This window comes from Bacillus sp. KS1, assembly GCF_020075515.1.
Lineage (GTDB): Bacteria > Bacillota > Bacilli > Bacillales > Bacillaceae > Bacillus > Bacillus velezensis.
On the sequence record NZ_JACAWW010000015.1, the window covers coordinates 550,620 to 576,260 of the forward strand.

24 protein-coding genes are annotated in these 25,641 nt (G+C 46.8%); 17 read left to right on the forward strand and 7 right to left on the reverse strand.

The genetic code is table 11. From position 1 onward, the window contains the following. The first annotated feature begins 1 nt into the window (after position 1). Positions 2-7,468 carry a beta-ketoacyl synthase N-terminal-like domain-containing protein gene (locus HWY38_RS09775; RefSeq protein ID WP_224181725.1) on the forward strand — a complete coding sequence of 2,489 codons (7,467 nt, stop codon included), beginning with the start codon at positions 2-4 and terminating at the stop codon, positions 7,466-7,468. A 134-nt stretch (positions 7,469-7,602) separates the two neighbouring features. Here the strand turns inward: HWY38_RS09775 and HWY38_RS09780 are convergent, their stop codons facing one another. After that, positions 7,603-8,814, reverse strand: a complete 1,212-nt coding sequence (locus tag HWY38_RS09780; RefSeq protein ID WP_224181726.1) for a cytochrome P450 family protein — start codon at positions 8,812-8,814, stop codon at positions 7,603-7,605. Positions 8,815-9,102: 288 nt separating this feature from the next. Here HWY38_RS09780 and HWY38_RS09785 point away from each other — a divergent pair, with 288 nt between their 5' ends. Together HWY38_RS09785 and HWY38_RS09790 are read left to right on the forward strand one after the other, a co-directional pair. After that, positions 9,103-9,537, forward strand: a complete 435-nt coding sequence (locus HWY38_RS09785; RefSeq protein WP_007611576.1) for a NucA/NucB deoxyribonuclease domain-containing protein — start codon at positions 9,103-9,105, stop codon at positions 9,535-9,537. 59 nt (positions 9,538-9,596) lie between these two features. Then, a complete protein-coding gene (locus HWY38_RS09790) occupies positions 9,597-10,352 on the forward strand; it encodes a YoaK family protein (RefSeq protein ID WP_224181727.1) in 756 nt (251 codons plus the stop codon). Positions 10,353-10,385: 33 nt separating this feature from the next. Here the strand turns inward: HWY38_RS09790 and HWY38_RS09795 are convergent, their stop codons facing one another. Then, entirely contained in the window at positions 10,386-10,748 is a 363-nt protein-coding gene (locus tag HWY38_RS09795; RefSeq protein ID WP_007410383.1) for a hypothetical protein, read from the reverse strand. Between the two features lie 183 nt (positions 10,749-10,931). Next, entirely contained in the window at positions 10,932-12,260 is a 1,329-nt protein-coding gene (locus tag HWY38_RS09800) for a S8 family peptidase (protein WP_224181728.1), read from the reverse strand. A gap of 179 nt (positions 12,261-12,439) precedes the next feature. Here HWY38_RS09800 and HWY38_RS09805 point away from each other — a divergent pair, with 179 nt between their 5' ends. The 3 genes from HWY38_RS09805 (at position 12,440) to HWY38_RS09815 (ending at position 14,148) form a co-directional block, all read left to right on the forward strand. After that, complete coding sequence (locus HWY38_RS09805) at positions 12,440-12,673, forward strand: hypothetical protein (RefSeq protein ID WP_224181729.1); 234 nt, start codon at positions 12,440-12,442, stop codon at positions 12,671-12,673. Between the two features lie 255 nt (positions 12,674-12,928). Next, positions 12,929-13,636, forward strand: a complete 708-nt coding sequence (locus HWY38_RS09810; protein ID WP_007611586.1) for a poly-gamma-glutamate hydrolase family protein — start codon at positions 12,929-12,931, stop codon at positions 13,634-13,636. A gap of 59 nt (positions 13,637-13,695) precedes the next feature. After that, on the forward strand, positions 13,696-14,148 hold the full coding sequence (locus HWY38_RS09815; RefSeq protein WP_224181730.1) for an OsmC family protein: 453 nt from the start codon (positions 13,696-13,698) through the stop codon (positions 14,146-14,148). A gap of 13 nt (positions 14,149-14,161) precedes the next feature. On the opposite strand, the gene HWY38_RS09820 is transcribed toward HWY38_RS09815, so the two are convergent. From HWY38_RS09820 to HWY38_RS09830, 3 genes are all read right to left on the reverse strand, one after another. After that, a complete protein-coding gene (locus HWY38_RS09820) occupies positions 14,162-14,515 on the reverse strand; it encodes a DMT family transporter (protein ID WP_007410379.1) in 354 nt (117 codons plus the stop codon). A 17-nt stretch (positions 14,516-14,532) separates the two neighbouring features. Next, complete coding sequence (locus HWY38_RS09825) at positions 14,533-14,847, reverse strand: DMT family transporter (protein ID WP_007410378.1); 315 nt, start codon at positions 14,845-14,847, stop codon at positions 14,533-14,535. 138 nt (positions 14,848-14,985) lie between these two features. Then, complete coding sequence (locus tag HWY38_RS09830; RefSeq protein ID WP_224181731.1) at positions 14,986-15,291, reverse strand: hypothetical protein; 306 nt, start codon at positions 15,289-15,291, stop codon at positions 14,986-14,988. 101 nt (positions 15,292-15,392) lie between these two features. Between HWY38_RS09830 and HWY38_RS09835 the strand changes: the two genes are divergently transcribed. The 9 genes from HWY38_RS09835 (at position 15,393) to HWY38_RS09875 (ending at position 22,161) form a co-directional block, all read left to right on the forward strand. Further along, a complete protein-coding gene (locus HWY38_RS09835; RefSeq protein ID WP_224181732.1) occupies positions 15,393-15,797 on the forward strand; it encodes a YmaF family protein in 405 nt (134 codons plus the stop codon). 98 nt (positions 15,798-15,895) lie between these two features. Further along, positions 15,896-16,840, forward strand: a complete 945-nt coding sequence (gene miaA / locus HWY38_RS09840) for a tRNA (adenosine(37)-N6)-dimethylallyltransferase MiaA (RefSeq protein ID WP_007410375.1) — start codon at positions 15,896-15,898, stop codon at positions 16,838-16,840. A 39-nt stretch (positions 16,841-16,879) separates the two neighbouring features. Further along, positions 16,880-17,101, forward strand: coding sequence for an RNA chaperone Hfq (gene hfq / locus HWY38_RS09845; RefSeq protein WP_003154064.1), 222 nt, complete (start codon positions 16,880-16,882; stop codon positions 17,099-17,101). Between the two features lie 96 nt (positions 17,102-17,197). After that, positions 17,198-17,473 (forward strand): YmzC family protein, encoded by a 276-nt coding sequence (locus tag HWY38_RS09850; protein ID WP_059366960.1) that lies wholly within the window; start codon positions 17,198-17,200, stop codon positions 17,471-17,473. A gap of 82 nt (positions 17,474-17,555) precedes the next feature. Further along, complete coding sequence (locus HWY38_RS09855) at positions 17,556-17,771, forward strand: hypothetical protein (protein ID WP_003154062.1); 216 nt, start codon at positions 17,556-17,558, stop codon at positions 17,769-17,771. Between the two features lie 259 nt (positions 17,772-18,030). After that, a complete protein-coding gene (gene nrdI, locus HWY38_RS09860; protein ID WP_003154061.1) occupies positions 18,031-18,423 on the forward strand; it encodes a class Ib ribonucleoside-diphosphate reductase assembly flavoprotein NrdI in 393 nt (130 codons plus the stop codon). Continuing rightward, positions 18,383-20,485: a class 1b ribonucleoside-diphosphate reductase subunit alpha gene (gene nrdE, locus HWY38_RS09865; RefSeq protein ID WP_007611605.1), complete on the forward strand. Its 2,103-nt coding sequence runs from the start codon at positions 18,383-18,385 to the stop codon at positions 20,483-20,485. The genes nrdI and nrdE overlap by 41 nt, the downstream gene beginning before the upstream one ends. A 17-nt stretch (positions 20,486-20,502) precedes the next feature. After that, entirely contained in the window at positions 20,503-21,492 is a 990-nt protein-coding gene (nrdF, locus tag HWY38_RS09870) for a class 1b ribonucleoside-diphosphate reductase subunit beta (RefSeq protein ID WP_012117608.1), read from the forward strand. Between the two features lie 48 nt (positions 21,493-21,540). Then, positions 21,541-22,161 carry a hypothetical protein gene (locus HWY38_RS09875; protein WP_224181733.1) on the forward strand — a complete coding sequence of 207 codons (621 nt, stop codon included), beginning with the start codon at positions 21,541-21,543 and terminating at the stop codon, positions 22,159-22,161. Positions 22,162-22,210: 49 nt separating this feature from the next. Here the strand turns inward: HWY38_RS09875 and HWY38_RS09880 are convergent, their stop codons facing one another. Further along, a complete protein-coding gene (locus HWY38_RS09880) occupies positions 22,211-22,969 on the reverse strand; it encodes an N-acetylmuramoyl-L-alanine amidase (RefSeq protein WP_174737476.1) in 759 nt (252 codons plus the stop codon). Positions 22,970-23,275: 306 nt separating this feature from the next. Between HWY38_RS09880 and spoVK the strand changes: the two genes are divergently transcribed. Both spoVK and hflX read left to right on the forward strand, forming a co-directional pair. Then, the gene (spoVK, locus tag HWY38_RS09885; protein WP_015417523.1) at positions 23,276-24,244 is read left to right on the forward strand and encodes a stage V sporulation protein K; all 969 of its coding nucleotides are present in this window, start codon (positions 23,276-23,278) and stop codon (positions 24,242-24,244) included. Between the two features lie 129 nt (positions 24,245-24,373). Further along, positions 24,374-25,636 (forward strand): GTPase HflX, encoded by a 1,263-nt coding sequence (gene hflX, locus HWY38_RS09890; protein WP_224181734.1) that lies wholly within the window; start codon positions 24,374-24,376, stop codon positions 25,634-25,636. Positions 25,637-25,641: the final 5 nt, after the last annotated feature.

Genomic DNA, 25,641 nt, shown 5'->3' on the forward strand with positions numbered 1-25,641 from the left:
TTTGCAAAACACTGAAGATCTTCTTTACAAACTATTGGCAAGCCAGCTGAAATCTGTCGGATTTTTTACGGAAAACGAAACGCAGCCTGTCATGCAGGGGTTTTACGGCAGGTGGCTGGAAGAAAGCATCTCCATCTTGGTGCAAAAAGGCTTTTTGAAACAGTCAGGCAGTACGTATGTGTTAACGGGTCCGATAGAGCGTGCGGACGTGCTGTGGCAAGAATGGGATGAAAAGAAAGCTCCTTTACTCAAGGACAGCAGCAAAGAGGCGATGATCACCTTAGTGGAGACCGCTCTCAGAGCTTTGCCGGATATTTTATCCGGCAGAGTTTCTGCCACTGATGTTCTGTTTCCTGATTCCTCAATGGAATTGGTTGAAGGAATCTATAAAAACAATGAAACGGCAGACTACTTTAATGAGGTGCTCGCTGACACATTGACGGCTTTCATTGAAGAACGCCTGAAAGAAGACCCGAACGCGGAAATCCGGATATTAGAGATCGGAGCGGGGACGGGCGGGACGAGCGCGGCCGTTTTCAAAAGATTAAAAGAGTACAAACATCATGTGAAAGAATATTGCTACACCGATCTGTCAAAGGCCTTTTTCATGCATGCTGAAAAAGAATACGGTCCCGACAATCCGTATTTGACTTATAAGCGGTTTAATGTGGAAGAGCCCCCGGCTTTGCAGGGTATAGAGGCGGGCGCATATGACGCGGTAATTGCGGCAAATGTGCTTCACGCGACAAAAAATATTCGGCGGACACTTCGCAATGCCAAAGCGGTGCTTAAAAAGAATGGGATTTTGCTATTAAATGAGATCAGCAGCCATTCGGTTTATTCTCACCTGACATTCGGCCTTTTGGAAGGCTGGTGGCTGTATGAAGACGCCAAACTGCGCATTCCCGGATGCCCGGGGCTGTATCCTGAAGCGTGGCAGTCTGCGCTGGAAAGCGAGGGATATCGGTACGTTACATTTATGGCGGAATCGTCACATCACCTCGGCCAGCAGATCGTGGCGGCAGAAAGCGACGGCGTTATCAGGCAAAAGCAGCCGGACGCGCAGGCGGTTGAAGAAACTGCGGCTTCCAAAGAGCCGGCTGATTTCACAGAACCGTCTTTCTCAGTCACAGACCGGACTGTGCAATTCATAAAAGAAACGTTAGCCAAGTCCATAAAGCTTGCTCCCGAGCGCATTCAGCCGGAAACCAGCTTTGAAAAATACGGCATCGACTCCATTTTGCAGGTGAATTTTATCCGCGAACTGGAAACATTGACGGGCGAGCTGCCGAAAACGATCTTATTTGAACACACGAATACGAAAGAACTTGCCGAGTATTTGCTGGAAACTTACCCGGATAAGCTGCAACAGGCATTCGGAGCCGAACAAGCGCCTCCTGAAACGGAGCATCCGGAACCTGCAATGAATGAACCGGTGCCGCTTGTCACGGAAACGCGGCGATTTATCAATGAACAAAAAGAGCCAAAAGCGCCAAAAGCGCCAAAGCCGGAAACAGAAACCGTCACCGTTAATCGTTCTGATCGTGACGACATTGCCATTATCGGCATCAGCGGCCGCTATCCCGAGTCTGAAACGCTCGATGAGCTGTGGGAGCATTTAAAAGCCGGAGACAGCTGTATTACGGAAGCCCCGGAAAACAGATGGAAATCCGGTCTTCTGAAAACAATGGCAAAAGAAACACGAAAAGAAGAACACAAAACACGGTACGGCGGATTTCTGCAGCATATTGACGCTTTTGACCATCACTTGTTTGACATCCGGGAAGACCATGTGATGGAGATGACGCCTGAGCTCCGTCTAAGCTTAGAAACCGTATGGGAAACATTTGAAAATGGCGGTTACTCGTTAGAAAGAGTAAACGAATGGCAGGAATCAGACAGCGGCATCGGTGTATTTATGGGCAGTATGTACAATCAATATTTCTGGAATATCCCGTCATTGGAAAAAGCCGCGCTCAGCTCTAATGGAGGGGATTGGCATATCGCCAACCGCATTTCCCACTTTTTCAATTTAACGGGCCCGAGCATGGGCGTTACGACCGCATGCTCCAGCTCACTGAGCGCCATTCATCTCGCCTGTGAAAGCCTGAAGCTTAACAGCTGTTCCATGGCGATTGCCGGAGGGGTCAATCTCACGCTTGAACCGTCTAAATATGATGCGCTCGAACGGGCGAATTTGCTTGAACAGGGAAGTGAGAGCAAAAGCTTCGGAACCGGCACGGGCCTGATGCCGGGAGAAGGAGTCGGGGCGGTGCTCTTGAAGCCGCTCTCCAAAGCGGTTGCTGACAAAGACCATATTTACGGGGTCATTAAAAGCAGCGCGTTGTGCCATAGCGGCGGAAGGCAGATGTACACGGCTCCGGATCCGAAACAGCAGGCGAAGCTCATGGCGGCTTCCATTGACAAGGCGGGAATCAATCCGGAAACAATCAGTTATGTTGAATCAGCGGCAAACGGGTCTGTATTGGGAGATCCGATTGAGGTCATTGCCCTTACAAACGCGTTCGCGCAATATACCGATAAAAAACGATTTTGCGCGCTTGGATCCGTCAAGTCAAATCTCGGCCATTTAGAGGCGGCCTCCGGCATGTCCCAGCTCGCGAAAGTGCTGCTGCAAATGGAGCGGGAAACATTAGTTCCAACCATTAATGCAAAACCGCAAAACCCGAATATCGCGCTTGAACAAACGGCTTTTTACCTGCAGGAAAAAACCGAGTATTGGGAGCGTATGAGGGATGCCGAAACGGGGGACAACATACCGCGGAGAAGCATGATCAATTCCTTCGGGGCAGGCGGAGCATATGCAAATCTCATCGTAGAAGAATATATCAGCCCGAATTCCGTTCAGGCCCGTCACGGCGATGAGGAATATATTTTCCCTGTGTCAGCGAAAACAAAATGGAGTTTTGAAGCCTATCTTGAGAGACTGGCGGCCTTCTTAGAAAAGACGCCATCTCTTCATCCGGCCGCCATCGCATCCGCGCTGCAAAAAAGAACGCATCATTCGGAGTATCGGGCGGCATTTACGGCTGCTTCCGTTCAGGAACTGCTGGAAAAGCTGTCCGCTTACCGCATGGATCAGCGGAATCTCAATTTCTCTGAATCTGATATTGGCCGGCGTGCGCGGCAATGGGAAAAAGGAGAGAATATCGCGTTTGATCAGTTGCAGCAAGAGCACGCCGTTCATCTGCCGGCCTACGCTTTTGACCACGGGACTTCTTTTCAATTCGTTGAATCAGAAAACGCTGCCGGCGTTCAGGCGGTATACAGTGATGACGACCCATACGTGAAAGGGCATCAATTCAGCGGAGAACCGGTACTCGTCGGCGCTACATATAACAGTCTGGCAGTCGATCATTTTTGTGATCTTTTTCCTGAAGCGGAAGGAGGACAAATTAAAAAACTGAATTACGCGAGCCCCATTACCGTAAAAAAAGGCGATCGCATCGAGCTGAAAACAGAATCGAAACAAAACGGGGATGGATTTGAACTAAGCATAATGCACCGCAGCCGCACGTCTCCTGATTGGAGCATAGCGGCGTATGCCGAGTGCAGCCCGTATCCGTTTCAAAAGCAGCACGCGGATCTGACGGCCATTCAGCGCTCTTACCGGGAAGTGGGCCGGATAGATGAGTTATACGGAGACGGAACGGGAACTGTCGTGTGGGGAGAAGAATTTAAAACGATCACCCGCCTGTACAAAGGCTCTGATGGCGTTTTAGCGAAAGTGAACCTGAACAATAGCGACTCACAACAAGCGCATCATTATGCCGTAAATCCGTTAATCGCCAACAGTGCTTACTTGGCCTCACTTTCTTTATTGGACCAAACGGAGGCGGAAAGCTATCTGCCGTTCGGCATTAATTCCGTCACCTTCAGCAGCCCGGAAGATCTTACCGATTGCTGGCTGCACATCAAGCTGGCCAAACAAACGGGGGAAATGATTCTGATTAACGCAGATGTCATCAGCAGGCGATCGGAAGTGGTGATGCGTTTTGAAGGCTATGCCCTGAAACGGTTCCGCCCGAAAACCGAACAGATAAATCAGCCGGCCCGAACGGCTGTTAAGAATGCGGGAGCACCGATTTCTGCCGGCAGTCTGACAGATGATATCCGCAGCTACGTCCTTGGCAAGCTCGCCAAGATGATGGGTGAACCGGGGCCATCTCTTCGTTCTGACGCGAATATCATGGAATTGGGACTCGATTCAGCGAGCCTGATCGGGTTGACAAAAGAGATCGGCCAAGAGGCGGACATCGATGTGAATCCAACATTGTTTTTCGAGTATCCGACCGCGGAGGAGCTGACCCGCCACTTCGCGTCAGCATATGAGAGCAAGTTTTCTCAATTGCTTGCCGATCATAAGTATTCAGAAGAGGCCAGGATCACGGAAACAGAAGAGCGCACTTTACCGAAGAAACAGCATCCGCCTTGTGATAACGCCGATATCAAGCAAGGAATCGCGATTATCGGTATGTCAGCTCAGTTTCCGCAATCCCCGGATATCCAGTCTTTTTGGGAGCACATCGTAAACGGGGATCACTGTATTACCGAAATTCCGGCGGACCGCTGGGACTGGCGCCGTTACGCCGGTGATGAGAATGACACGAGTCTCAGATGGGGCGGTTTTATTGACGGTGTCGGCGAATTTGACCCGCTCTTTTTCGGAATTTCTCCTAAAGAGGCATCACAAATGGGGCCGGAGCAATTTCTGCTTTTGATGCATACATGGAAGGCAATGGAGGATGCGGGCCTGACAAATAAGGCATTATCAAGCAGACCGACAGGCGTTTTCATTGCCGCGGGCAACAGCGATCCGAACAATGGAACAGCCATCCCGTCCATCATTCCGAACAGGATATCATATGCCTTGAATTTACAAGGACCGAGTGAATATTACGAGGCTGCCTGCACGTCAACGCTGGTGGCATTGCACAGGGCGGTTCAATCAATCCGTCATAACGAATGTGAGCAGGCTGTCGTGGGCGCCGCCAATATTCTGCAGTCGCCGAAGGGCTTTATCGGTTTTGATTCAATGGGATATTTAAGCAAAAACGGCCGGGCGAAATCGTTCCAAAAAGATGCCGATGGCTTTGTCAGAAGCGAAGGGGCGGGCGTGATCATCATCAAACCGCTTGAGGCGGCAATTGATGACGGCGATCATATTCACATGGTCATTAAAGGAACAGGAGTGTCTCACGGCGGTAAAGGCATGTCGCTTCACGCACCGAATCCGGCGGGAATGAAGGCCGCAATGAAAAAAGCGTACGAAGACACCGATGTTGATCCGCAAACCGTCACTTATATTGAAGCGCACGGCATTGCCTCCGAAATGGCAGATGCGCTGGAGTTTAATGCAATCAAAGCGGGTTACCGCGAGTCTGCAAATCAAGAGGAAAGCGCGCCTTGTTATATCAGCACCGTGAAACCTTGCATCGGGCACGGCGAACTCGCTTCCGGACTGGCCGCCCTTATAAAAGTGGCGATGGCCATGAAGCATCATACCATCCCGGGCATTCCCGGATTTACAGCTGCAAATGAGCAAATGGCCATTCAGAAAAGCCGCTTCCGTTTCACCGAAGACAATCAGGAATGGACACAGCTCACCGACCATACGGGCAGACCGATCCCGCGCCGGGCCGCAATTAACAGCTATGGCTTCGGCGGCATGAATGCGCATGTCGTCTTGGAACAGTATAGCCTGAGTCCTAAAGACACAGAATCTGTGCATGAACCGCAGCTTATCGTCCTTTCTGCTAAGAGCGAAGGGCGTCTTAAGGCGGCCGCAGGTCAGCTGGCTGATTTTGTGCAAACTGGAGATACTCCGTCATTGCGGGATATTGCTTATACGCTTCAGACCGGCCGTGAGGCGATGAACTGCCGCCTGGCACTCGTTGCCCGCAATCAAGATGAATTGCTGGAAAAACTGAAAGAGTACAGAGCATTTTCCGAAGAAAGCAATGGAATGAAAAGCTTCTTTACAGGCAGTCAGCAGACTGGATCAGGAGATATCGGCGTTTTACTGGAAGGGACTCTAGGTACAGTCGTCACGGAGACGCTGTTGGCTGAAAACAATCTGGAAAAGCTTGCATTTTGCTGGGTGAAAGGTGCGGATATATCGTGGGACAGACTCCACCAAGGCAAATCTGTTCAAAGAGTGCCGCTTCCGACATATCCTTTTGAAAACCATAAGTATTGGAACGGCGGTCAGCCAGAAGACATCGTCCTTGCACCGGTTTCACAGAATCCTCAGATCCGCCGAGAGAGCGCAGCTGACATTGTGGCAGACATTTTGGGGATGGAGCCAGCGGAAATGGATCAAAATAAGCCGCTGACTGAATACGGCTTCGATTCAATCTCCTCTATTCAGCTGCTGAAAAAACTTGAGGGCGGAGACAGCCGCATCAGTCTGGAGGCTCTTCAGCAATGCAGCACTGTTCAGGAGATTAGCATGCTGTTAAAAACGAACCAATCGCAGGAGGCGGGCCGGAATTTTCCCGAACTCGTCAAGCTGAATGATAGAGAAAAAGGCCGTCCTGTTTTTTGGTTTCACGGCGGAACGGGAGGCGTTGAAGCATACCAGCCATTCGCCAAAAAGAGTCAGCGACCTTTTTACGGCATCCAGGCAAGAGGTTTGACAGGGAAAGAGCCGCTGCAAGGAATCGAAGAGACGGCCGCTTCTTATAAGAGAATCATCCAAGCGGTACAGCCGAAAGGCCCTTATGACCTCGGCGGATATTCCTTGGGCGGAATGCTTGCATACGAAACCGCGCGCCTCTTGCAGGAGGAAGGTCATACGGTAAAAAGCGCCGTCATGATCGACACCCCGTACAGTGAAAAATGGAAAGAAAGAAAACCATCTGTTAAGTCGGTCATGCTGCAAACAATCAATACGATGCTTACAGCATATCTTAAGCCTGAAAACCTTGAAGAGGCATTAATCAGCAGAGAAGACATTACCGTCCAGGCTGAGGAAGAAGAAGTATTGAAAGAATTGATCGGCCTTGCCAAAAAGCGCGGTCTGCCAAAATCCGAAGAAGCGATCCGGATGCAGCTGGAGCAAATGATGAAGACGCATCTCGCTTACGGAATGGAAGAGTATGACATGAAGCCGCTGCCTCATCCGGAAGGGCTGCAATGCTACTACTTCCGTAATAAAAGCGGTTTGTTCCTCGGAGATCTTGAACGTTATCTGACAGCAGAGGAAGAACAGATTCCGTTAGACCATGATGCGTATTGGAAAGAATGGGAACGCCAGATGAAACAGTTTCACCTGCTGGACGTTCACTCTTCCAATCATGTCACAATGCTGTCGGAACCGAAGCCGCAAAACGCCATTAAAGCATTTTGCGAAAAACTGTACGCAAACAAAGGAACGATAAGCGCAAATTTCCTTAAATCTTTCAGAAAAAAGCTGGACGAAACAAATGAGTTGGTAAAACGGTAATAGAGAACGGCCGGAGCAATCCGGCCGCTTTTTTATCCATATAGAACTAAATTAACTATGTACTAAATCTTCAATGTCATATTGATTTCTGTTTATAAGACATTAAAAAACCCCCGATAAACAGGGGGGCGATATTAAAATCTGACAGGCAATGTTTCAAGCCCTCTCAAAAACACATTTTTTCTCCATGTTACATCCTCGGGCGCGCCTTTCAGCTCTATATTCGGAAACCGTTTTAAAAGCGCGGTAAAGGCAATGGATGCTTCCATCCGGGCGAGCGGAGCCCCGAGACAAAAATGAATGCCGAATCCAAAAGAAATATGACGGTTCGGTGTTCTCGCTATATTTAATGTATCAGGGTCATCAAAATATTCCGGATCCCGATTGGCTGAACCGATACCGATAAATATCATATCACCTTTTTTAATAGAAACATCTTTATAAGTGAAATCTTCAATCGCCCATCGATTCGCCATCATGATGACGGGAGAGGTATAACGCAAAAGCTCTTCGACCGCCGTCTGGATATTTTCCGGCTGCCGCTTTATCTTCTCCATCTGGTCTTTGTGCAGAAGAAGCGCCAGGGTGCCGGAGCCAAGAAGGTTAACCGTTGTTTCAAGCCCGGCAACGACTAACAAAAACAGCATGGAATACAGCTCTGATTCACTCAGCTTTTGGCCGTCCTCTTCAGCGTAAATAAGCTTGCTCGTCAAGTCTTCACCCGGATGTTTTCTTTTTTCTTCGATCAGTGTTTTCATATACTGTTTAAATTCTTTGAGAGCCTGGTTGGTCGCATCTTGTCCGCTTTCTGACGTGTCGACCATTGCGTTTGTCCACACTTGAAATTTGGCGCGGTCCTCTTTCGGAATTCCGAGCAGCTCGGAAATGACGATAAACGGAAGCGGTGCGGCGAAATCTCTCATGATATCAGGGTCTGCTTTTGTTTCCATTTCATCCAGCAGCTCTTCTGTGATCTGCTCTATCCCGGTGCGAAGCTGCTCAATCATCCGGGGAGTGAACCCCTGATGCACCAAAGATCGAAGACGTAAATGATCCGGCGGGTCTTTTGCCAGCATATGCTCTGAGACAAAATCGATATCTTCACTGACATTCAGCTTCGCGATCAGCTCCTTCGGCATGACCCGTTTTACATCTCTCGTAATTCTGCCGTCTTTTAAAAACGCCATACAATCATCATAACGCGTGATGAGCCAAGCCGGAAAGGTGCCTCCGAAACGCTGCAGTTCGAATTTATGTATGGGGTCCTGCTCTCTGAATCTGCTTAAAACCGCAAAAGGGTTTTCGTGAAACTCGGGTGAGTGTGGGTGAAACATTGTTTTTTCCATCTGGATTTCCCCGCCTTCATGTTTTTGAAAAGACATAACAAACAGCCGGTGCCTGCCGACCGGACGGCATTCCTCCTTTTATCTGCCGAAGACACTGATCACAACGGCTCGTAAGTATGTCTAAAATATATAAGGAAACAGAAGCCGGTTCAATAGACAAATCGTAAAGCCGCCATTTTCGTTGATTATCAACAAAACAGCAAACTTTTTTTGCCATTTCATCATGTGTGTTAAATCCGGCTAATATACATATTTACGCTTCATATCAACGTCTTAAGGAGGATGTGAATGAATGCGTTTATGAAATGGGCGGCAAGTCTGCTTTTGGTGATCTCTCTTCAGTTCGGTCTTACGGGCGCCGGCATCCATTCGGACAGTGCTGCTCGTGCCGCATCCCGATACGATCAGGTGCTGTATTTCCCGCTGTCAAAATATCCGGAGACGGGAAATCATATAAAAGACGCCATTTCGGCAGGTCATTCTGAGATTTGTACAATTGATCGGGGCGGAGCGGAGAATAGAAGGAAAGAATCATTGAAAGGAATTCCGACAAAGCCCGGGTTTGACCGTGATGAATGGCCCATGGCAGTCTGCACAGAAGGCGGGGCGGGGGCTGATATCAGATATGTAACCCCGTCGGATAATCGCGGGGCCGGTTCATGGGTTGGAAATCAAATGAGCGGATACTCCGACGGCACGAGAGTACTATTTATCGTTCAGTAGCTTCTCCGGTTCGCCGGAGTTTTTTTATGCTCTGAAAAAGCGGCACGCCGGCTGGACATATGAAATGGCAAAGAGTAAACTTATATGTTGGAATCAGCATGAGAAAGGATTGGATCACATTGACAGTGACTACATACCGAAATATTGCACTTTTACTTCTTTGTTTAACAGCGGGAATTGTGGATGTGATCGGTTATTTAAGCCTGGGACATATCTTTACCGCCAATATGACGGGGAACATCGTTCTGTTCGGCCTGGCGATCGGCAACTCATGGCACCTTGCCGTACTCAAATCGTTAACCTCGTTAATCGGATTTATTGCCGGCGTTATTGCCGCGGCCCTGCTTGTAGGCAATAAAAAGAAATCATTCTGGCCCCCTGCGGTAACTGCCGCTTTAGCTATTGAAGGAGCTGTTTTGCTGCTGTTTGCTTTGTTCTCTTGCTTTTTTGCAGATGCCATTTCTGTTTATGTGCTGATTGTGCTGCTCAGCTTCGCAATGGGAATGCAGACGACAGCCGCGAGAAAACTTGGTGTAGCGGGGATTTCCACGACCGTATTAACAGGAACGCTCGCTAATTTTTTTGAAGATCTCACCGCAAGGTTTTACAAAGCGGACAAGCGGAAGCAGTTTACGAGAGATGCTGTATTGCGAGCGCTTGCCTTGGTGCTGTATTGCTTTGGGGCGGTCATAGGCGCTTTTGCCGAACCGGATTATAAGTTTGCCGTGATCTGGCTTCCGATTATCATTATTTTAGGCATTATGCTTTGCGCATTCACGATGTTCCACGGATATTCTGAAGAAAAAAACCAATAAAAAAACGCCGCTGATTCAGGGCGTTTTTTCTTTTTATTGCTCTTTCCGGGTCCCGATTGTATAAACGGCCCGATCTGTATGTACCTTTAATCCGTCTTGCTCCTTTTGGATGGTAATGTCGCCGAGCAGTGGGATTTCATACGCATCTTGGGGAAGCGGGACATTTCCTTCCTCCGTATAGGTTGTGCCGTGCCCTTTTAAGACGAGCTCTTCGTCCGCTACATAGTCATCGGGATGGTTTGTCCGGCGGACGAGAACATCATCAAGGTGAAGCATGATCTGGTCCATATCAGAAATCTCGTTTCGGCTGTCTGTCAGCTCTCCTTTTCTGATATCAAGCGTTTGTCCGATCTGTTTTTGCAGCCATTCAGACAATTCGGTGTTTGTAAGTGCCATTGTGATTCCTCCTTTTATCTACACCATACTTATTCCCTATTTTTTTAGAAATACACTGCCTTGCATTGATCTTTTTTTCTGACAGCCGGTTTTGAAGAGTTACTAGTTTCTTCATTATAATTGTTTACTAAAAACGGGGTCATCTTCCGGTGCAGACGACCCCGTTTACTCATCATATAAAGATTATTCTTTCGGCACGGCGTTTTCGGCGTTCACTGCGCCCGCTCCGTAAATGTTCGGATCTTCATTTGTCCATTGATCCGAACTTTGTTTGATCAGTGTTTTCACTTCGTCAGGCGAAAGCTGCGGGTTTTGCTGAAGGATTAAGGCGGCAATGCCCGCACAGATCGGAGTGGCCATGGACGTGCCCGACAGACTGAAATACAAGGAGCCTACACGGTTTGATTTCTGTAATTTGTCAAGGTATGAACGCGGAGAACGGAGAGATACGATATCGACCCCGGGCGCAAGAATGTCAGGCTTCTCTTTTCCGTACACAGTCGGGCCGCGGCTTGAGAATGAAGCGACCGTATCGTCCTCATTGCCGGCCGTATCATTGTCATCATAGGCGCCTACCGTGATGACCTTCTCGCTGACACCGGGGCTTGAAATCGTTTGAGCTTCCGGACCGGAGTTGCCCGCGGCGACGCAGACGACGATTCCTTTATTCCATGCCTCTTCAACGGCCTTGACGAGCGGGTCGTCCGTTTCTTTATCATATCTGAGCGCATCTCCGCCCAGTGACATGCTGATGATTCTGATCGGATTCTTTGTGTGTTCTTTATTATATTGTATGCACCATTCCACACCTTCAATGATATCAGCCAAGGTTCCTGATCCTGATTTGTTTAAAACCTTGACTCCGATCAGATCGGCTTCCGGCGCCGGCCCCTGATATTTACCGGAAGATGAAGCGCCGCTGCTTGCGATATCACCGGCGCAATGGGTGCCGTGCCCGTTGTCGTCATACGGTTCTGTCTTTTGGTTGACAAAGTCCGCAAATCCGATAACTCTGCCTTCTAAATCGGGATGCTGATAGATTCCGGTATCAATAACGGCAACGGTTACGCCTTTTCCTGTTAATACGGTGCCGTTACGGGTCACTTCTTTTGCATGAGACGATTCAGCTGCAGTATCAAGGAGCGCTTTTACTTCACGGTTTAAATAGATTTTACGGATATCCCGGCATTGCGAAAGAAGCATGTGAAGGGCGGACGGAGTGACTTCGGCGCTGCAGCAATTGATTGTTTGAAACTGCTTTTTTATGGTGCAGCGTTTTTCTTTTGATAAGACCTGTCCTGTGCTGTGAAAACCGGATTCATGGCAGCCCTCTTCAAATTCAATGATGACTGACATTTTCTTTCTGTTTTTCACCTTTTTTTCGAAAAACTTGTGCAAAAAGCAAGGTGTCCATTTGAAAGGTTTATATAACTGTAATACGTTTTCTCTGAGCGGCCAGTCCAGCTTATGAGCATTTGACCGCACCATTTGTACCATTGAGTAACCAAACATATATACTTTTCCCTCCCATTCTGGCGATTCTCTCTATACCATATGAACAGGCCGTATGTTCGGTCAGTTTGTTTGTCCTTCAGGAGCGCTGGTTACTTGCGGCTTTTTCAGGAGAAGAAATCGAGTTGAAGAAGAACGTTTGTTCGTTTATAATGAAGCCGGCGGAAGGAGGTATATATATGAACATAATATTGAGACATTCCTTGGAAAAACAGCTTCCGATTGATATTATATATATGAAAAAAGACGGCTCCATTTCAAAACAGACCATTATTATAAAAAAAGGGGATGAGCGGGCTGTAACGGCATTTTGCTGTACAAAAAGGCAGAGGAGAACTTTTTTGACGGGCTCCATGCTGTCCTGTGCATTTGCTTCGGGAGGCGGATATTCATTTTTAAAAGCGTATTCTTGATGCCGTCCGTTTCCGGCCGTGAATCTCCCGCCCCTGAAAATTCGGGCGTTCCTCCCTTTTTTTTTGCCCTCTCTCAACCTTTTTTCACTGATGCCCGGCATTTGAGCGCTTGAACCGTGACAATCCATTGATTTTTCGAAACCGGGAAGTTTTTCACTGATGATAATGTTAATAGAATGTTAAGATAAGACCTATTGACAAAAATCCATATAATGAACATATCATTTTTCAGAAAGGAGCAAAGAAGGAGAGCTGATGAAAAGAATTTTACTTAATGTCATCATTATCGTAGCAATGGTCTTACTAATAAGATGTGCTCATTATGCGTCAGATCCTGATCCCTCGAATTCTTCTGATACATACACAGATTTTAAAGATTTGGCTGAACATGAAGATCCCGATGATTATCATATATCGTACAATAAGCGAAAGGGGAGCCCCGTATTGATCATGTCGCCGCACGGAGGGAGAATTGAGGGCGGGGTGAGCGAGATCGTCCGCTCTTTCAGCGATGATTTTTCAACCTATCTGTTTGAGGGATTAAAACCGCATGATAACCAGACTCTTCATATTACGAGCACCAAGTTCGATGAGCCTTCAGCAGTCGAAAGCATTAAGCAGCACCATTATGTTATCGCAGTGCACGGTTATAAAGGCGATGAGAAAAATACTCTTGTCGGAGGAAGCGATCGGAAGCGGGCGAAAAAATTGGTGAGAGCTCTCGAACGAAACGGATTTTCTGCAGAATTGGCAACCTCAAAAACCGGTCTGGCCGGGGTTAACACCGAAAATATCAATAACCAGGCGCAAACCGGGCTGAGCATACAGCTTGAGATCAGCAGAGAACAGCGGGAAGCGTTTTTTGATAATTTTGATTATCGCGAAAGGGAATTCACAAAAACGGAGGAATTTTACCGGTTTGTCCGTACGATAAAAAGAGTGATCAATCAAGAGTATTCGTGAGCTTAAAAAAAGACAAACGAGTGAAAGATGAGTAAACTGAAAAAACGGAGGTTTGTCCCTTGGCAAAACATCACTTTTATTTAAAAGCAAATTGGCCCGGAAATCGCAATGACGTCGGCGATATTAAAAGCGGCCGGCTGGAAACGGCTGTGTCCATTCCTAAGGAAATGGACGGACCCGGAGAAGGCACAAATCCTGATGAAATGCTGCTTGGAGCGGCCGCGACCTGTTATATTATAACGCTTGCGGCGATGATGGAAAGAAGCGGCCTGGATAAAGAAGATCTACATATGGAATCTGAAGGAATTGTAGACGTCACGAACGGTGTGTTCACGTACCAGAAAATCATTCACCGTCCGTTTATATTATTAAAGCCGGATGCAGCCGAAACGGACTTTACGCTCGCCAGGAAGTTAGCGCAGAAAGCGGAGTCCTCGTGTATGATTTCACGAGCGGTCCGAGGAAACGTGGAGATGGGGCTTGAGGTTGAAGTAAAAGCTGCCGGCGCTTGACGAGTTCAAACGGTCAGCTCCGGGCCGTTTGATTTTTTTTAGCTTTTTGAGACTTGGAACGGTTCAGCAGGATGACGCCCGTGATGACCAAAACAAGCCCGATCATCATTTTGACTGTCATGGCCTCCTTAAAAACAAAAAAGCCGACAATTGCCGTTAAAGCGGTGCCGACACCTGACCATGTCGCGTATGCAGCGGATAAATCAAGGCTTTTCAATGAGAAGCTCAAAAACATAAAAGAGGCTCCGATTCCGGCAATGACGCCGAGAGCGGGCCATAAGTGCGTAAAACCGTCTGACAGCTTCAGCATCGTGCTCCCGAACACTTCTGATACAATGGCTAATGCCAAGCAAAGTAATCCTTTCATCAGTATGCCTCTCCTTTCTACCAATTCATCAAAATGACACCGGCCAATAAGAAAAAGAGCCCGATGACGGCCTGCTTGTCCAGTTTTTCATGAAACCATTTCGCTCCGATAATGGATGCGAGCACCGTTCCGGCTCCGCTCCATGTTGCATAGGATAAGCTGAGCGGAATGAGATTCAGTGTCAGTGAAAGCATATAAAAGGCCAATGAATAGCCTGCCACTACAAGCGCGCTCGGCAAAAACCGCGTAAATCCGCGGGAGACCTTCAGCATGGCCGCGCCGATTGACTCTGATAAAATAGCAATTGTGAGGAAGATATAACCCAGAATCATATCAAATCCCCCTCTCATCATAATCCTTATGCCTTTTGTTTAAGGCAGTAAAATAAAATAATATCCGAACTTTGCCCGACAAGTCAAGACATTAGGCCTATATAAAAAGGCCCCTGAAAAGGAGCCCTTTTTGATTCGTCAATAATAATACGGGTAACCTCCATACGGATAGCCATACCCGTAACCCCCGTACAAATACGGATTGAACAAAGCGCTTCCGACAAGCCCCCCGACAAGCCCTCCGAAAAACGGTCCGCCGTAAAAACCAAACGGCCGTCCGAATCCATAGCCAAACCAAGGCCGGCCAAATCCAAAACCCGGCCGTCCGAATCCGAACCCGAATCCGGGGCGTCCGAATCCGAAGCCCGGCCGGCCAAATCCAAATCCGGGCCGTCCAAACGGTCTCATATCACTATCTACTGCGTATGTGTATTCTTCATTCATAATTAAGGTACCTCCAAGAATAAATTTGAGATGATAACAGAGTATTCAGCCCACCAATTTTTGATTGGGCGTTTATCAAAAAAATAAAGGAGTGAGCTTTTGTGGGCTTGTATCAGTCCGATTGGTCAAAAAAACCTCCGCATACACACGCATACCGGGCGGTTACGGATGTAGTGCAGGGGCATTACCATTTGATTGAAGGCTTTTCGCAGCCGGAGAACGGCAGCAATACAGATGAGCATACACATTTCTATACGGGCATCACCTCGTTTGAAAACGGCCATTTTCATAGGTATTACGGCATTTCCGGCCCTGCCATCCCGAGGGTTGGCGGAACACATTACCATGAGCTTTCAGAGACCACCTTTGCCGCCTACAATGAGCCGATTCAGATCCAGCACGGCGGCGTCGTTTACGAGCCGCGGGAGGAAGGACGGAAAACGCACCGCCATACACTCAAAGGAAAAACGAGAGAGGTTGTCGGAAACGAGCCGATCGGGTGGTAGTGGACGTTTAGCGCTCAGGAAAAAGGGCAAAATGGATAGGTGCCTGAAGAAATGAATGCTATAATTAGGGGGAGATTTATAAAAGAGAGTGATACATATTGAAAAATAAAAAACAGCCTGTCGTCATACTTGTCGGACCGACGGCAGTCGGAAAAACAAAACTAAGCATCGGACTCGCGAAAATGCTGAATGCGGAAATCATCAGCGGAGATTCCATGCAGGTATATAAAGGGATGGACATCGGAACGGCCAAAGTCACCGAAGAAGAGACAGAAGGCGTGCCGCATCACCTGATTGATATTTTGGAGCCGTCCGACACTTTTTCAACGGCGGATTATCAGAAAATGGTAAGGGGAAAAATCACCGAGATTGCCGATAGAGGAAAGCTGCCGATGATTGTCGGGGGGACGGGTCTGTACATTCAGTCCGTGCTGTATGACTATACGTTCACGGAAAACTCCGGTGACCCTGTATTCCGGGAGCGCATGGAGAAACTGGCGGCTGAAGAAGGGGCGGAAGCGCTTCATGCCAAGCTTGCGGCAGCCGACCCGGAAGCGGCGGCAGCCATTCATCAAAACAATACGCGAAGAGTCATCCGCGCGCTCGAAATTCTGCATGTATCGGGAAAAACAATGTCAGAGCATCTTAAAACCCAAAAACGGGAGCTGCTTTACAATGCGGTTCTTATCGGTCTTACAATGGACAGAGAAGTGCTGTACGGCCGGATTAATGAGCGCGTTGACCTGATGCTGGAAACCGGCCTTCTTGACGAAGTAAAGCGGCTGTATGATATGAATATCCGGGACAGCCAATCGATTCAGGCGATCGGCTATAAAGAGCTGTATGAATATCTTGATGGAAAAGTGCCGCTTCCTCAGGCTGTGGAGCAATTAAAACAAAATTCAAGGCGATATGCGAAACGCCAGCTGACCTGGTTTCGCAATAAAATGCCCGTTTCATGGACAGATATGACGCCGCCTGTTGATATTGAGCAGAAAAAAAAGGAAATTTTCGAGTGCATAGCAGGAAAACTGGAAATTTAATCGAAACAGTATTGTATTGAGAACCAAGGAGGACGAAACATGAAACCGATTAATATTCAAGATCAGTTTTTGAATCAAATCCGAAAAGACAATACGTTCGTCACGGTGTTTTTACTCAACGGCTTCCAGCTTCGCGGCCAGGTAAAAGGCTTTGACAACTTTACCGTTTTGCTCGAAACGGAGGGGAAGCAGCAGCTTATTTATAAACATGCCATCTCCACGTTCGCCCCGCAAAAAAACGTCCAGCTTGAGCTTGAATAGACTTTTTGAAAAAGACCATGAGCAATGGTCTTTTTCTATGCGCATCTGTATATTGCAGGCTGTATATCGGAAACATAAAAGGGGGTTCGGAAAATCGTGTTCGAAAGTGAAAATGAACTGAGAAGAATCAGAATTACGCTCGTTTGGATCGCTGTTTTTCTGCTGTTTGGAGCTTGCAGCAATCATGAGACAGTGGTGACGGATGATGACGGCGGTTCAACGGATGCCGAACCGCAGACAGAAGGCATGGTGCAGCTGGAACATAATCGTTTCGGCATCGTTGAGGACGGTTACTTAAAAATATACCGCTATGATGAAAAAACGAATAAAATCGAACTGAAAAAAGAAGCGGCGCTGGATGAGCTTGAATAAATTTCACAAGCGTTCGAATTTACAAAGCGGGCCGCACAAGCTACACTAAGTACTGACATTGATCATGCAGAGGGTGAGACGATTGAAACACAAGGTGATAATCAACCATTGGGAAGAAACTTGTGAAGATGATTCCTGCTATGAATATGGAACCAGCATCATCGTTGACGGCAAAGAACTGATCAGAGAGGCTTCCATCACAAGCGCTCTGAAAGCCGTACTGAAAGAAATCGGTGCTGATGTGGAGATTGAAGAAACCGTTGAAAGCGAAAAAAAATGTGATTCTTACAAAAAATAAGAATAAAAGTCTAGACTACTAAGCAGTTTTTTTTCATGTTATGATAGACATCGGCTTACACATGACACCTTGAGTAGGATGAGAGATGATTCTCGTTCTGCTCTCTTTTTTGGGCGTTAATCGGGCCAGAGCCAAAGTCCGCTCTTTCAAAAATATGAATTTTTTATAAATCGATCTCAATATGTTGTGTTTTTCCGAGAGGTTAGTATACTATATATAGTGTTAAGAGATTCATTATTTTTGATAGGTCGTGATAAGGATGGTTCAAATCATATTTGATTCAAAGACAGGGAATGTTCAGCGTTTTGTGAATAAAACAGACTTCCAGCTGATCCGCAAGGTGGACGAAACGGACCACGTGGACACTCCGTTTGTTTTGGTCACCTACACGACAAACTTCGGTCAGGTACCGGCATCAACACAATCATTTCTCGAAAAATACGCCCATCTCTTATTAGGAGTCGCTGCGAGCGGCAACAAAGTATGGGGCGATAACTTTGCAAAAAGCGCCGATACCATTTCAAGACAATATCAGGTGCCGATCTTGCACAAATTTGAACTCAGCGGCACATCTAAAGACGTTGAATTGTTTACTCAGGAGGTAGAAAGAGTTGTCACAAAATCAAGTGCCAAAATGGATCCAGTTAAATAACGAAATCATGATCCAACAAGATGGAAAATTCCAGTTTGATAAAGATAAAGAGGCTGTACATAGCTATTTTGTTGACTATATCAATCAAAACACAGTTTACTTTCACGATTTAAAAGAGAAGCTGGATTATTTGATTGAAAACCAATACTACGAAGAGGAATTCTTAAGCCTTTACTCTTTTGAAGACATTAAAGAAGTGTTTAAGACAGCTTACGCAAAGAAGTTTCGTTTTCCTTCCTTCATGAGTGCGTTTAAATTCTATAATGACTATGCTTTGAAAACGAATGACAAGAAAAGAATCCTCGAGCGTTATGAGGACCGAATCTCAATTGTTGCGCTGTTCTTCGCAAACGGCGACACTGAGAAAGCAAAAGAATATGTGAATCTGATGATCAATCAGGAATATCAGCCGAGTACACCGACATTTTTGAATGCCGGCAGAAAACGCCGCGGAGAACTGGTGAGCTGCTTCTTGCTCGAAGTCAACGATTCCTTAAACGATATTTCACGGGCGATCGATATTTCCATGCAGCTGTCTAAATTGGGCGGCGGGGTTTCTCTTAATCTGTCCAAGCTTCGTGCGAAAGGCGAAGCGATTAAAGATGTTGAAAACGCCACAAAAGGTGTTGTAGGCGTCATGAAGCTTCTTGATAATGCGTTCCGTTACGCTGACCAAATGGGCCAAAGACAAGGCTCAGGCGCGGCGTATTTAAATATTTTCCACCGCGATATCAATGATTTTCTCGATACGAAAAAGATTTCTGCGGATGAAGATGTGCGCGTCAAAACGCTTTCTATCGGTGTCGTCATTCCGGATAAGTTCGTTGAGCTTGCACGTGAGGATAAAGCGGCTTATGTATTCTATCCGCATACGATTTATAAAGAATACGGCCAGCATATGGACGAAATGGACATGACGGCGATGTATGAGGAGCTTGTCGACAACCCGCGTGTCAAAAAAGAAAAAGTGAATGCGCGCAAACTGCTTGAAAAGCTTGCCGTTCTCCGTTCTGAGTCAGGTTATCCGTACATTATGTTCCAGGATAACGTAAACAAAGAGCACGCGAATAACCACGTATCAAAAGTGAAATTCTCGAACCTTTGCTCTGAAGTGCTTCAGGCGTCACAGGTTTCGGCTTACACAGATTATGACGAGGAAGACGAAATCGGCTTGGACATTTCCTGCAACCTTGGTTCATTAAATATACTGAATGTCATGAAACATAAATCGATTGAGCGCACGGTGAAACTCGCGACGGATTCCCTGACTCATGTATCTGAGACGACGGATATCCGCAACGCGCCGGCAGTCAGACGCGCGAACAAAGCGATGAAGTCCATCGGTTTAGGCGCCATGAACCTTCACGGCTACCTGGCCCAAAACGGCATCGCGTATGAAAGCCCGGAAGCAAGAGATTTCGCGAATACGTTCTTTATGATGGTGAACTTTTATTCCATTCAGCGTTCAGCTGAGCTTGCGAAAGAAAAAGGCGAAACGTTTGAGCATTATGAAGGCTCCACTTATGCAACGGGAGAATATTTCAATAAATACATCGAAAAAGAGTTCTCACCGGCATACGAAAAAATCGCTGCGCTCTTTGAAGGCATGCACATTCCGACAATCGAAGACTGGAAAGAGCTGAAGGCGTTTGTCGCTGAAAACGGCATGTACCACAGCTACAGACTGTGCATCGCGCCGACAGGCTCCATTTCTTACGTCCAATCCAGCACGGCGTCCGTTATGCCGATCATGGAACGGATCGAAGAAAGAACATACGGAAATTCAAAAACGTATTACCCGATGCCGGGGTTAGCGTCTAATAACTGGTTCTTCTACAAAGAGGCTTATGATATGGACATGTTCAAAGTGGTGGATATGATCGCGACAATCCAGCAGCATATCGATCAGGGAATCAGCTTTACCCTGTTTTTGAAAGATACGATGACAACTCGTGATCTGAATCGTATTGATCTGTATGCCCACCATAGAGGCATCAAAACCATTTACTATGCAAGAACGAAAGATACCGGGCAGGACAGCTGTCTTTCTTGTGTCGTTTGATTAAAGGAGAGTTTACAGTGACAAAAATTTATGACGCAGCAAACTGGTCAAAGCATGAAGATGATTTCACCCAAATGTTTTACAACCAAAACGTAAAGCAGTTTTGGCTTCCGGAAGAGATCGCATTAAACGGCGATCTTCTCACTTGGAAGTATTTGGGTAAAAATGAGCAGGATACGTACATGAAGGTGCTCGCCGGCCTGACACTGCTTGATACAGAGCAGGGGAACACGGGCATGCCGATTGTGGCCGAGCACGTCGAAGGCCATCAGCGAAAAGCGGTTCTTAATTTCATGGCGATGATGGAAAACGCGGTGCACGCAAAATCATATTCAAATATTTTTATGACGCTTGCTCCGACTGAAACGATTAATGAAGTATTTGAATGGGTTAAACAAAATAAATATTTGCAGAAAAAAGCGCAAATGATTGTCGGGCTTTACAAAGCCATTCAAAAAGATGATGAAATTTCACTGTTCAAAGCGATGGTTGCTTCCGTCTATCTGGAAAGCTTCCTTTTCTACAGCGGTTTCTATTATCCGTTATATTTCTACGGACAAGGAAAACTGATGCAAAGCGGTGAGATCATTAACCTGATCCTTCGTGACGAAGCGATTCACGGCGTGTATGTCGGTCTCCTTGCTCAGGAAATTTATAATAAACAGACAGAAGAGAAAAAAGCAGAGCTTCGTGAATTTGCGATTGACCTTCTGAATCAGTTATATGAAAATGAGCTTGAATATACAGAGGACTTGTACGATCAAGTCGGACTCTCACACGATGTAAAGAAATTCATCCGCTATAACGCCAATAAAGCTTTGATGAACTTAGGGTTCGATCCTTACTTTGAAGAAGAGGATATTAATCCGATTGTATTAAACGGATTAAACACCAAAACAAAATCACATGATTTCTTCTCCATGAAAGGGAACGGCTACAAAAAGGCGACGGTAGAACCGATTAAGGACGAAGATTTTTATTTTGGCCAAGATGAAGAGCAGATATAATATCTGCTCTTTTGGCTTGAGTGGAGAGGCAAGACAGGAGGAACGGGCATGAATAAAATGGATGAAATCATCTTGGCTGCACCGCGGAGTGACGTCTTTCAAAACGAAATGCTGACATTTCAGGGAGTCAACAGCGAGGATGAACGTATCGTAAAAATTATGGCTCAAATTGAGACGCATTTTTTTGAAATCAGAAGAGGCGACGCGGAAGAGGACCCGCGATTTAAACAGCCGATTCCGTATGTCGTCATCCGCCGCGATGATGAGGTGTTTGTGTATGAACGGCTCGCGGGCGGAGGGGAATCGCGCCTCCATAATAAGCTTTCTCTCGGCTTCGGCGGACACATGAACCCTATGGAAGGGGCGGCATCATTTTCGGAAGTGCTGAAACAGAATACCGACCGGGAGCTGGCGGAAGAACTGTACATTCGCGAGGAGGACAAACAAAACATTGTCACACTCGGCCTGATCAATGATGATGAAAACGATGTAGGGAAGGTGCATATCGGCATCCTTTCTGCGCTCCAGTTAGCGTCTGCGGCACAAGTCGAAGTAAAAGAAAAAGATCAAATCGCCGGGCGCTGGATGAAACTGAGCGAACTGAAAGAGGAAAATGTGTATCAGCGTCTTGAAGCTTGGTCTCAGTTTGTCGCCGATATACTTCAATAACAAAAAACCCCTGTTCGTCCCAAAAAAGGGAAAGCAGGGGTTTTTTCATTTAGTCTTGCACAATGAAGGCATCAAATCCGGCTTTTTCGGCCCGCGCGGCCAACGCTTCAGCATAATCTTTGGAAGAGAATGCGCCGATCTGCACTTTAAATAAGCCGCCTTTTGGAAGCACAATCGCGTCAAAACCTTTAGACTCCGCATCGGCGGCAAGCGCATCAGCATTTGCTTTCACTTTGAATGCACCGATTTGCACTTTATATAAGTCAGCCTTTTTTTTTAGACCGAAAGCTTGCTCCAAGCCTTTGGCATGTCCTCTTGCAAGGCTTTCAATAAAACTGGCTGTTTTCAGTTTGTTTGCATCAGCTGACGTATCAACAAAACCATTCTCCGTCAAAATCGCCGGCATACTTGTCTCCCGCAGCACATGGAAGTTGGCTGTTTTTTTTCCTCGGTCATTAAAACCTGATGCTTGAATCACTTGCGTGTGGACGGCTGATTGGTAAGTCGAGGTCGGCGCTCCGACACCGGGGTAAATATAGCTTTCAAATCCGGTTCCGCCTCCTGAGTTAATATGAATGGATAAAAAATAATCTGCGCCCCAGCTGTTGGCGGCATCCGTTCTTTCCGTCAGGCTGACCGTCTTATCGCTTGTCCTGCTCATCGTGACAGAAACTCCTTCATACTCATTCGTCAGAATCGTGCGCAAAGCCAGCGCGATCTCCAGCGTGACCGCTTTTTCCTGAAGTCCGTTTCCGGTTGCACCTGAATCAGTTCCGCCATGACCGGGGTCTATAAAAATTTTAACCATTTTCCATCACCTCATTACAGCATATGATGATATTCAAAAGGTGCTTGTACGGCTGTCATTCATGAAAAAAATGAGAAATACACCCAACATTTCCCGGAAAATAAAAATAAATGGTTTGTCCTCCCGTTTCTGTTGAATACAATAAGAAATGAAAAATATTTCTCGGGAAAGCGCAGGATTCAACATCATTCCCGAAGAGAACGGAAAAAGTGACAAATAAAGAGGAAAACGGGTCTCATGATGATAGGCGGATGTCACGGAACCGCTTCATCATGAGTAAGATAAAGAGAGAACAGAGAGGTGAGCATGTTGGAGCGCGCTGTAACCTATAAAAATAACGGACAAATTAACATCATTCTTAATGGCCAAAAGCAAGTGCTGACAAATGCAGAAGCTGAGGCGGAATATCAGGCCGCCCTGCAAAAAAATGAAGCCAAACACAGCATTCTGAAAGAAATTGAAAAAGAAATGAACACATTAGTGGGTATGGAAGAAATGAAACGCAACATTAAAGAAATTTACGCGTGGATATTCGTCAACCAAAAACGGGCCGAACAAGGGCTGAAAGTCGGGAAACAAGCTCTTCATATGATGTTCAAAGGGAACCCCGGCACCGGGAAAACCACCGTCGCGAGACTGATCGGCAAGCTTTTCTTCGAAATGAACGTGCTTTCCAAAGGACATCTGATCGAAGCGGAACGTGCCGATCTGGTCGGTGAATACATCGGACACACGGCGCAAAAAACGAGAGATCTGATTAAAAAATCGCTCGGCGGCATTTTATTCATTGATGAGGCATACTCACTTGCAAGGGGCGGAGAAAAGGATTTCGGTAAAGAGGCGATTGATACGCTTGTCAAGCATATGGAAGACAAACAGCATGAATTTATTCTGATCCTGGCAGGGTACTCGAGAGAAATGACACATTTCCTGTCATTAAATCCCGGCCTGCAATCGCGTTTCCCTATCAGCATCGACTTTCCGGATTACTCTGTCACTCAGCTGATGGACATCGCAAAGCGCATGATAGCAGAGCGGGAGTATCAATTAAGCCAGGAAGCCGAGTGGAAGTTAAAAGATTATTTAATGACAGTGAAAAGCACGACAAGCCCCATTAAATTCAGCAACGGGCGCTTTGTCAGAAACGTGATTGAAAAATCGATCCGCGCTCAGGCTATGAGACTTTTAATGGGAGACCAATACTTAAAAAACGATTTAATGACGATCAAGAGCCAGGATTTACTTATAAAAGATGAGGCGGCAGCTCACGAATAGACCTCTCAGCCGGTCTGAGGGGTCTCTTTTTTATTTCTCTCTTTAAAACCCGCCGGATGTGTGGTATACGCCCTGCGGGTTTGGTATGATAGTACTACTGCCCAATACGACACAGAAAGGAACATCCATTTGAACGAACAGGAAGGAAAAAAAGAAACGGTCATTTTGGTCGGCTGCCAGCTTCCGCACATGACAGATGAGCACTTTGAACATTCCATGGAAGAGCTTGCTTCATTGACAATAACGGCTGACGGAACGGTGCTGACCCGGATTACGCAAAAACGGAACAGAGCGGATGCCGCTACATATATAGGCAAGGGGAAAGTAGACGAGCTGAAGGCGCTGTGTGAAGAGCTTGAAGCAGATCTGGTCATTTTTAATGATGAACTGTCACCGAGCCAGCTTAAATCACTCGCCACTGCAATTGAAGCGAAGATCATCGACCGCACGCAGCTTATTTTGGATATTTTCGCAAAAAGGGCGAAGACGAGAGAAGGAAAGCTTCAGATCGAATTGGCCCAGCTTCAATACGCGCTGCCGCGTCTGAGCGGACAAGGAATCAATCTCTCAAGACAAGGCGGCGGAATCGGGACGAGAGGGCCCGGTGAGACAAAGCTTGAAACAGACCGGCGCCACATTAGAAACCGCATACACGAAATTAACGTGCAGCTTTCAACGGTTATCCGCCACAGAAGCCGTTATCGGGAGAGACGAAAAAAGAACGGCGTGCTTCAGGCTGCGCTCGTCGGGTATACCAATGCCGGAAAATCAACATGGTTCAATCAATTAACGAGCTCAGACAGCTATGAAGAAGATCTGCTGTTTGCAACACTTGATCCGATGACGAGAAAGATGGCGCTCCCAAGCGGCTACAGCGTCCTTTTGTCTGATACGGTCGGCTTCATTCAGGATCTGCCGACGACGCTGATTGCCGCTTTCCGCTCAACGCTTGAGGAAGTGAAGGAAGCAGACTTGATCATTCATGTCATTGATTCATCCAATGAAGATTATGCCGGACATGAACAGACTGTCCTCGGTCTGTTAAAAGAGCTTGAGGCAGATGATATTCCGGTGCTGACCGCTTATAACAAACGTGATGAGACACTTCCTGACTTCATCCCGACAGCGGGAGAAGGCCACATCATGATCAGCGCCAGAATCGCCGGGGATGAAGCAAAACTAAAAGCGGAAATCGAAGCTTATTTGCGACGGGAGCTGATGACGCCGTATGAAGTTCATGTGCCTGCCGCCGAAGGCAAATTGATGTCACGCATCAAATCAGAGACCATGATCGACAGCCTTTATTTTAATGAAGAAAATGAACGCTACGAAGTCTCAGGTTATGTACAGGAAGAACAAAGCATACTCGGAGAACTGAAGAAATTCATGTAAGGAAG

Excerpts from the sequence above, each read along its gene's own strand:
- HWY38_RS09810 (WP_007611586.1), top strand. The coding sequence starts at position 12,929 with ATGAAAAGAATTTTACTTAATGTCATCATTATCGTAGCAATGGTCTTA.
- HWY38_RS09880 (WP_174737476.1), bottom strand. The coding sequence starts at position 22,969 with ATGGTTAAAATTTTTATAGACCCCGGTCATGGCGGAACTGATTCAGGT.
- nrdI (WP_003154061.1), top strand. The coding sequence starts at position 18,031 with ATGGTTCAAATCATATTTGATTCAAAGACAGGGAATGTTCAGCGTTTT.
- HWY38_RS09795 (WP_007410383.1), bottom strand. The coding sequence starts at position 10,748 with ATGGCACTTACAAACACCGAATTGTCTGAATGGCTGCAAAAACAGATC.
- hfq (WP_003154064.1), top strand. The coding sequence starts at position 16,880 with ATGAAACCGATTAATATTCAAGATCAGTTTTTGAATCAAATCCGAAAA.
- HWY38_RS09825 (WP_007410378.1), bottom strand. The coding sequence starts at position 14,847 with ATGATTCTGGGTTATATCTTCCTCACAATTGCTATTTTATCAGAGTCA.
- HWY38_RS09780 (WP_224181726.1), bottom strand. The coding sequence starts at position 8,814 with ATGGAAAAAACAATGTTTCACCCACACTCACCCGAGTTTCACGAAAAC.
- HWY38_RS09805 (WP_224181729.1), top strand. The coding sequence starts at position 12,440 with ATGAACATAATATTGAGACATTCCTTGGAAAAACAGCTTCCGATTGAT.
- HWY38_RS09800 (WP_224181728.1), bottom strand. The coding sequence starts at position 12,260 with ATGTTTGGTTACTCAATGGTACAAATGGTGCGGTCAAATGCTCATAAG.
- HWY38_RS09820 (WP_007410379.1), bottom strand. The coding sequence starts at position 14,515 with ATGAAAGGATTACTTTGCTTGGCATTAGCCATTGTATCAGAAGTGTTC.
- spoVK (WP_015417523.1), top strand. The coding sequence starts at position 23,276 with ATGTTGGAGCGCGCTGTAACCTATAAAAATAACGGACAAATTAACATC.
- HWY38_RS09790 (WP_224181727.1), top strand. The coding sequence starts at position 9,597 with ATGAAATGGCAAAGAGTAAACTTATATGTTGGAATCAGCATGAGAAAG.
- HWY38_RS09785 (WP_007611576.1), top strand. The coding sequence starts at position 9,103 with ATGAATGCGTTTATGAAATGGGCGGCAAGTCTGCTTTTGGTGATCTCT.
- HWY38_RS09875 (WP_224181733.1), top strand. The coding sequence starts at position 21,541 with ATGAATAAAATGGATGAAATCATCTTGGCTGCACCGCGGAGTGACGTC.
- HWY38_RS09830 (WP_224181731.1), bottom strand. The coding sequence starts at position 15,291 with ATGAATGAAGAATACACATACGCAGTAGATAGTGATATGAGACCGTTT.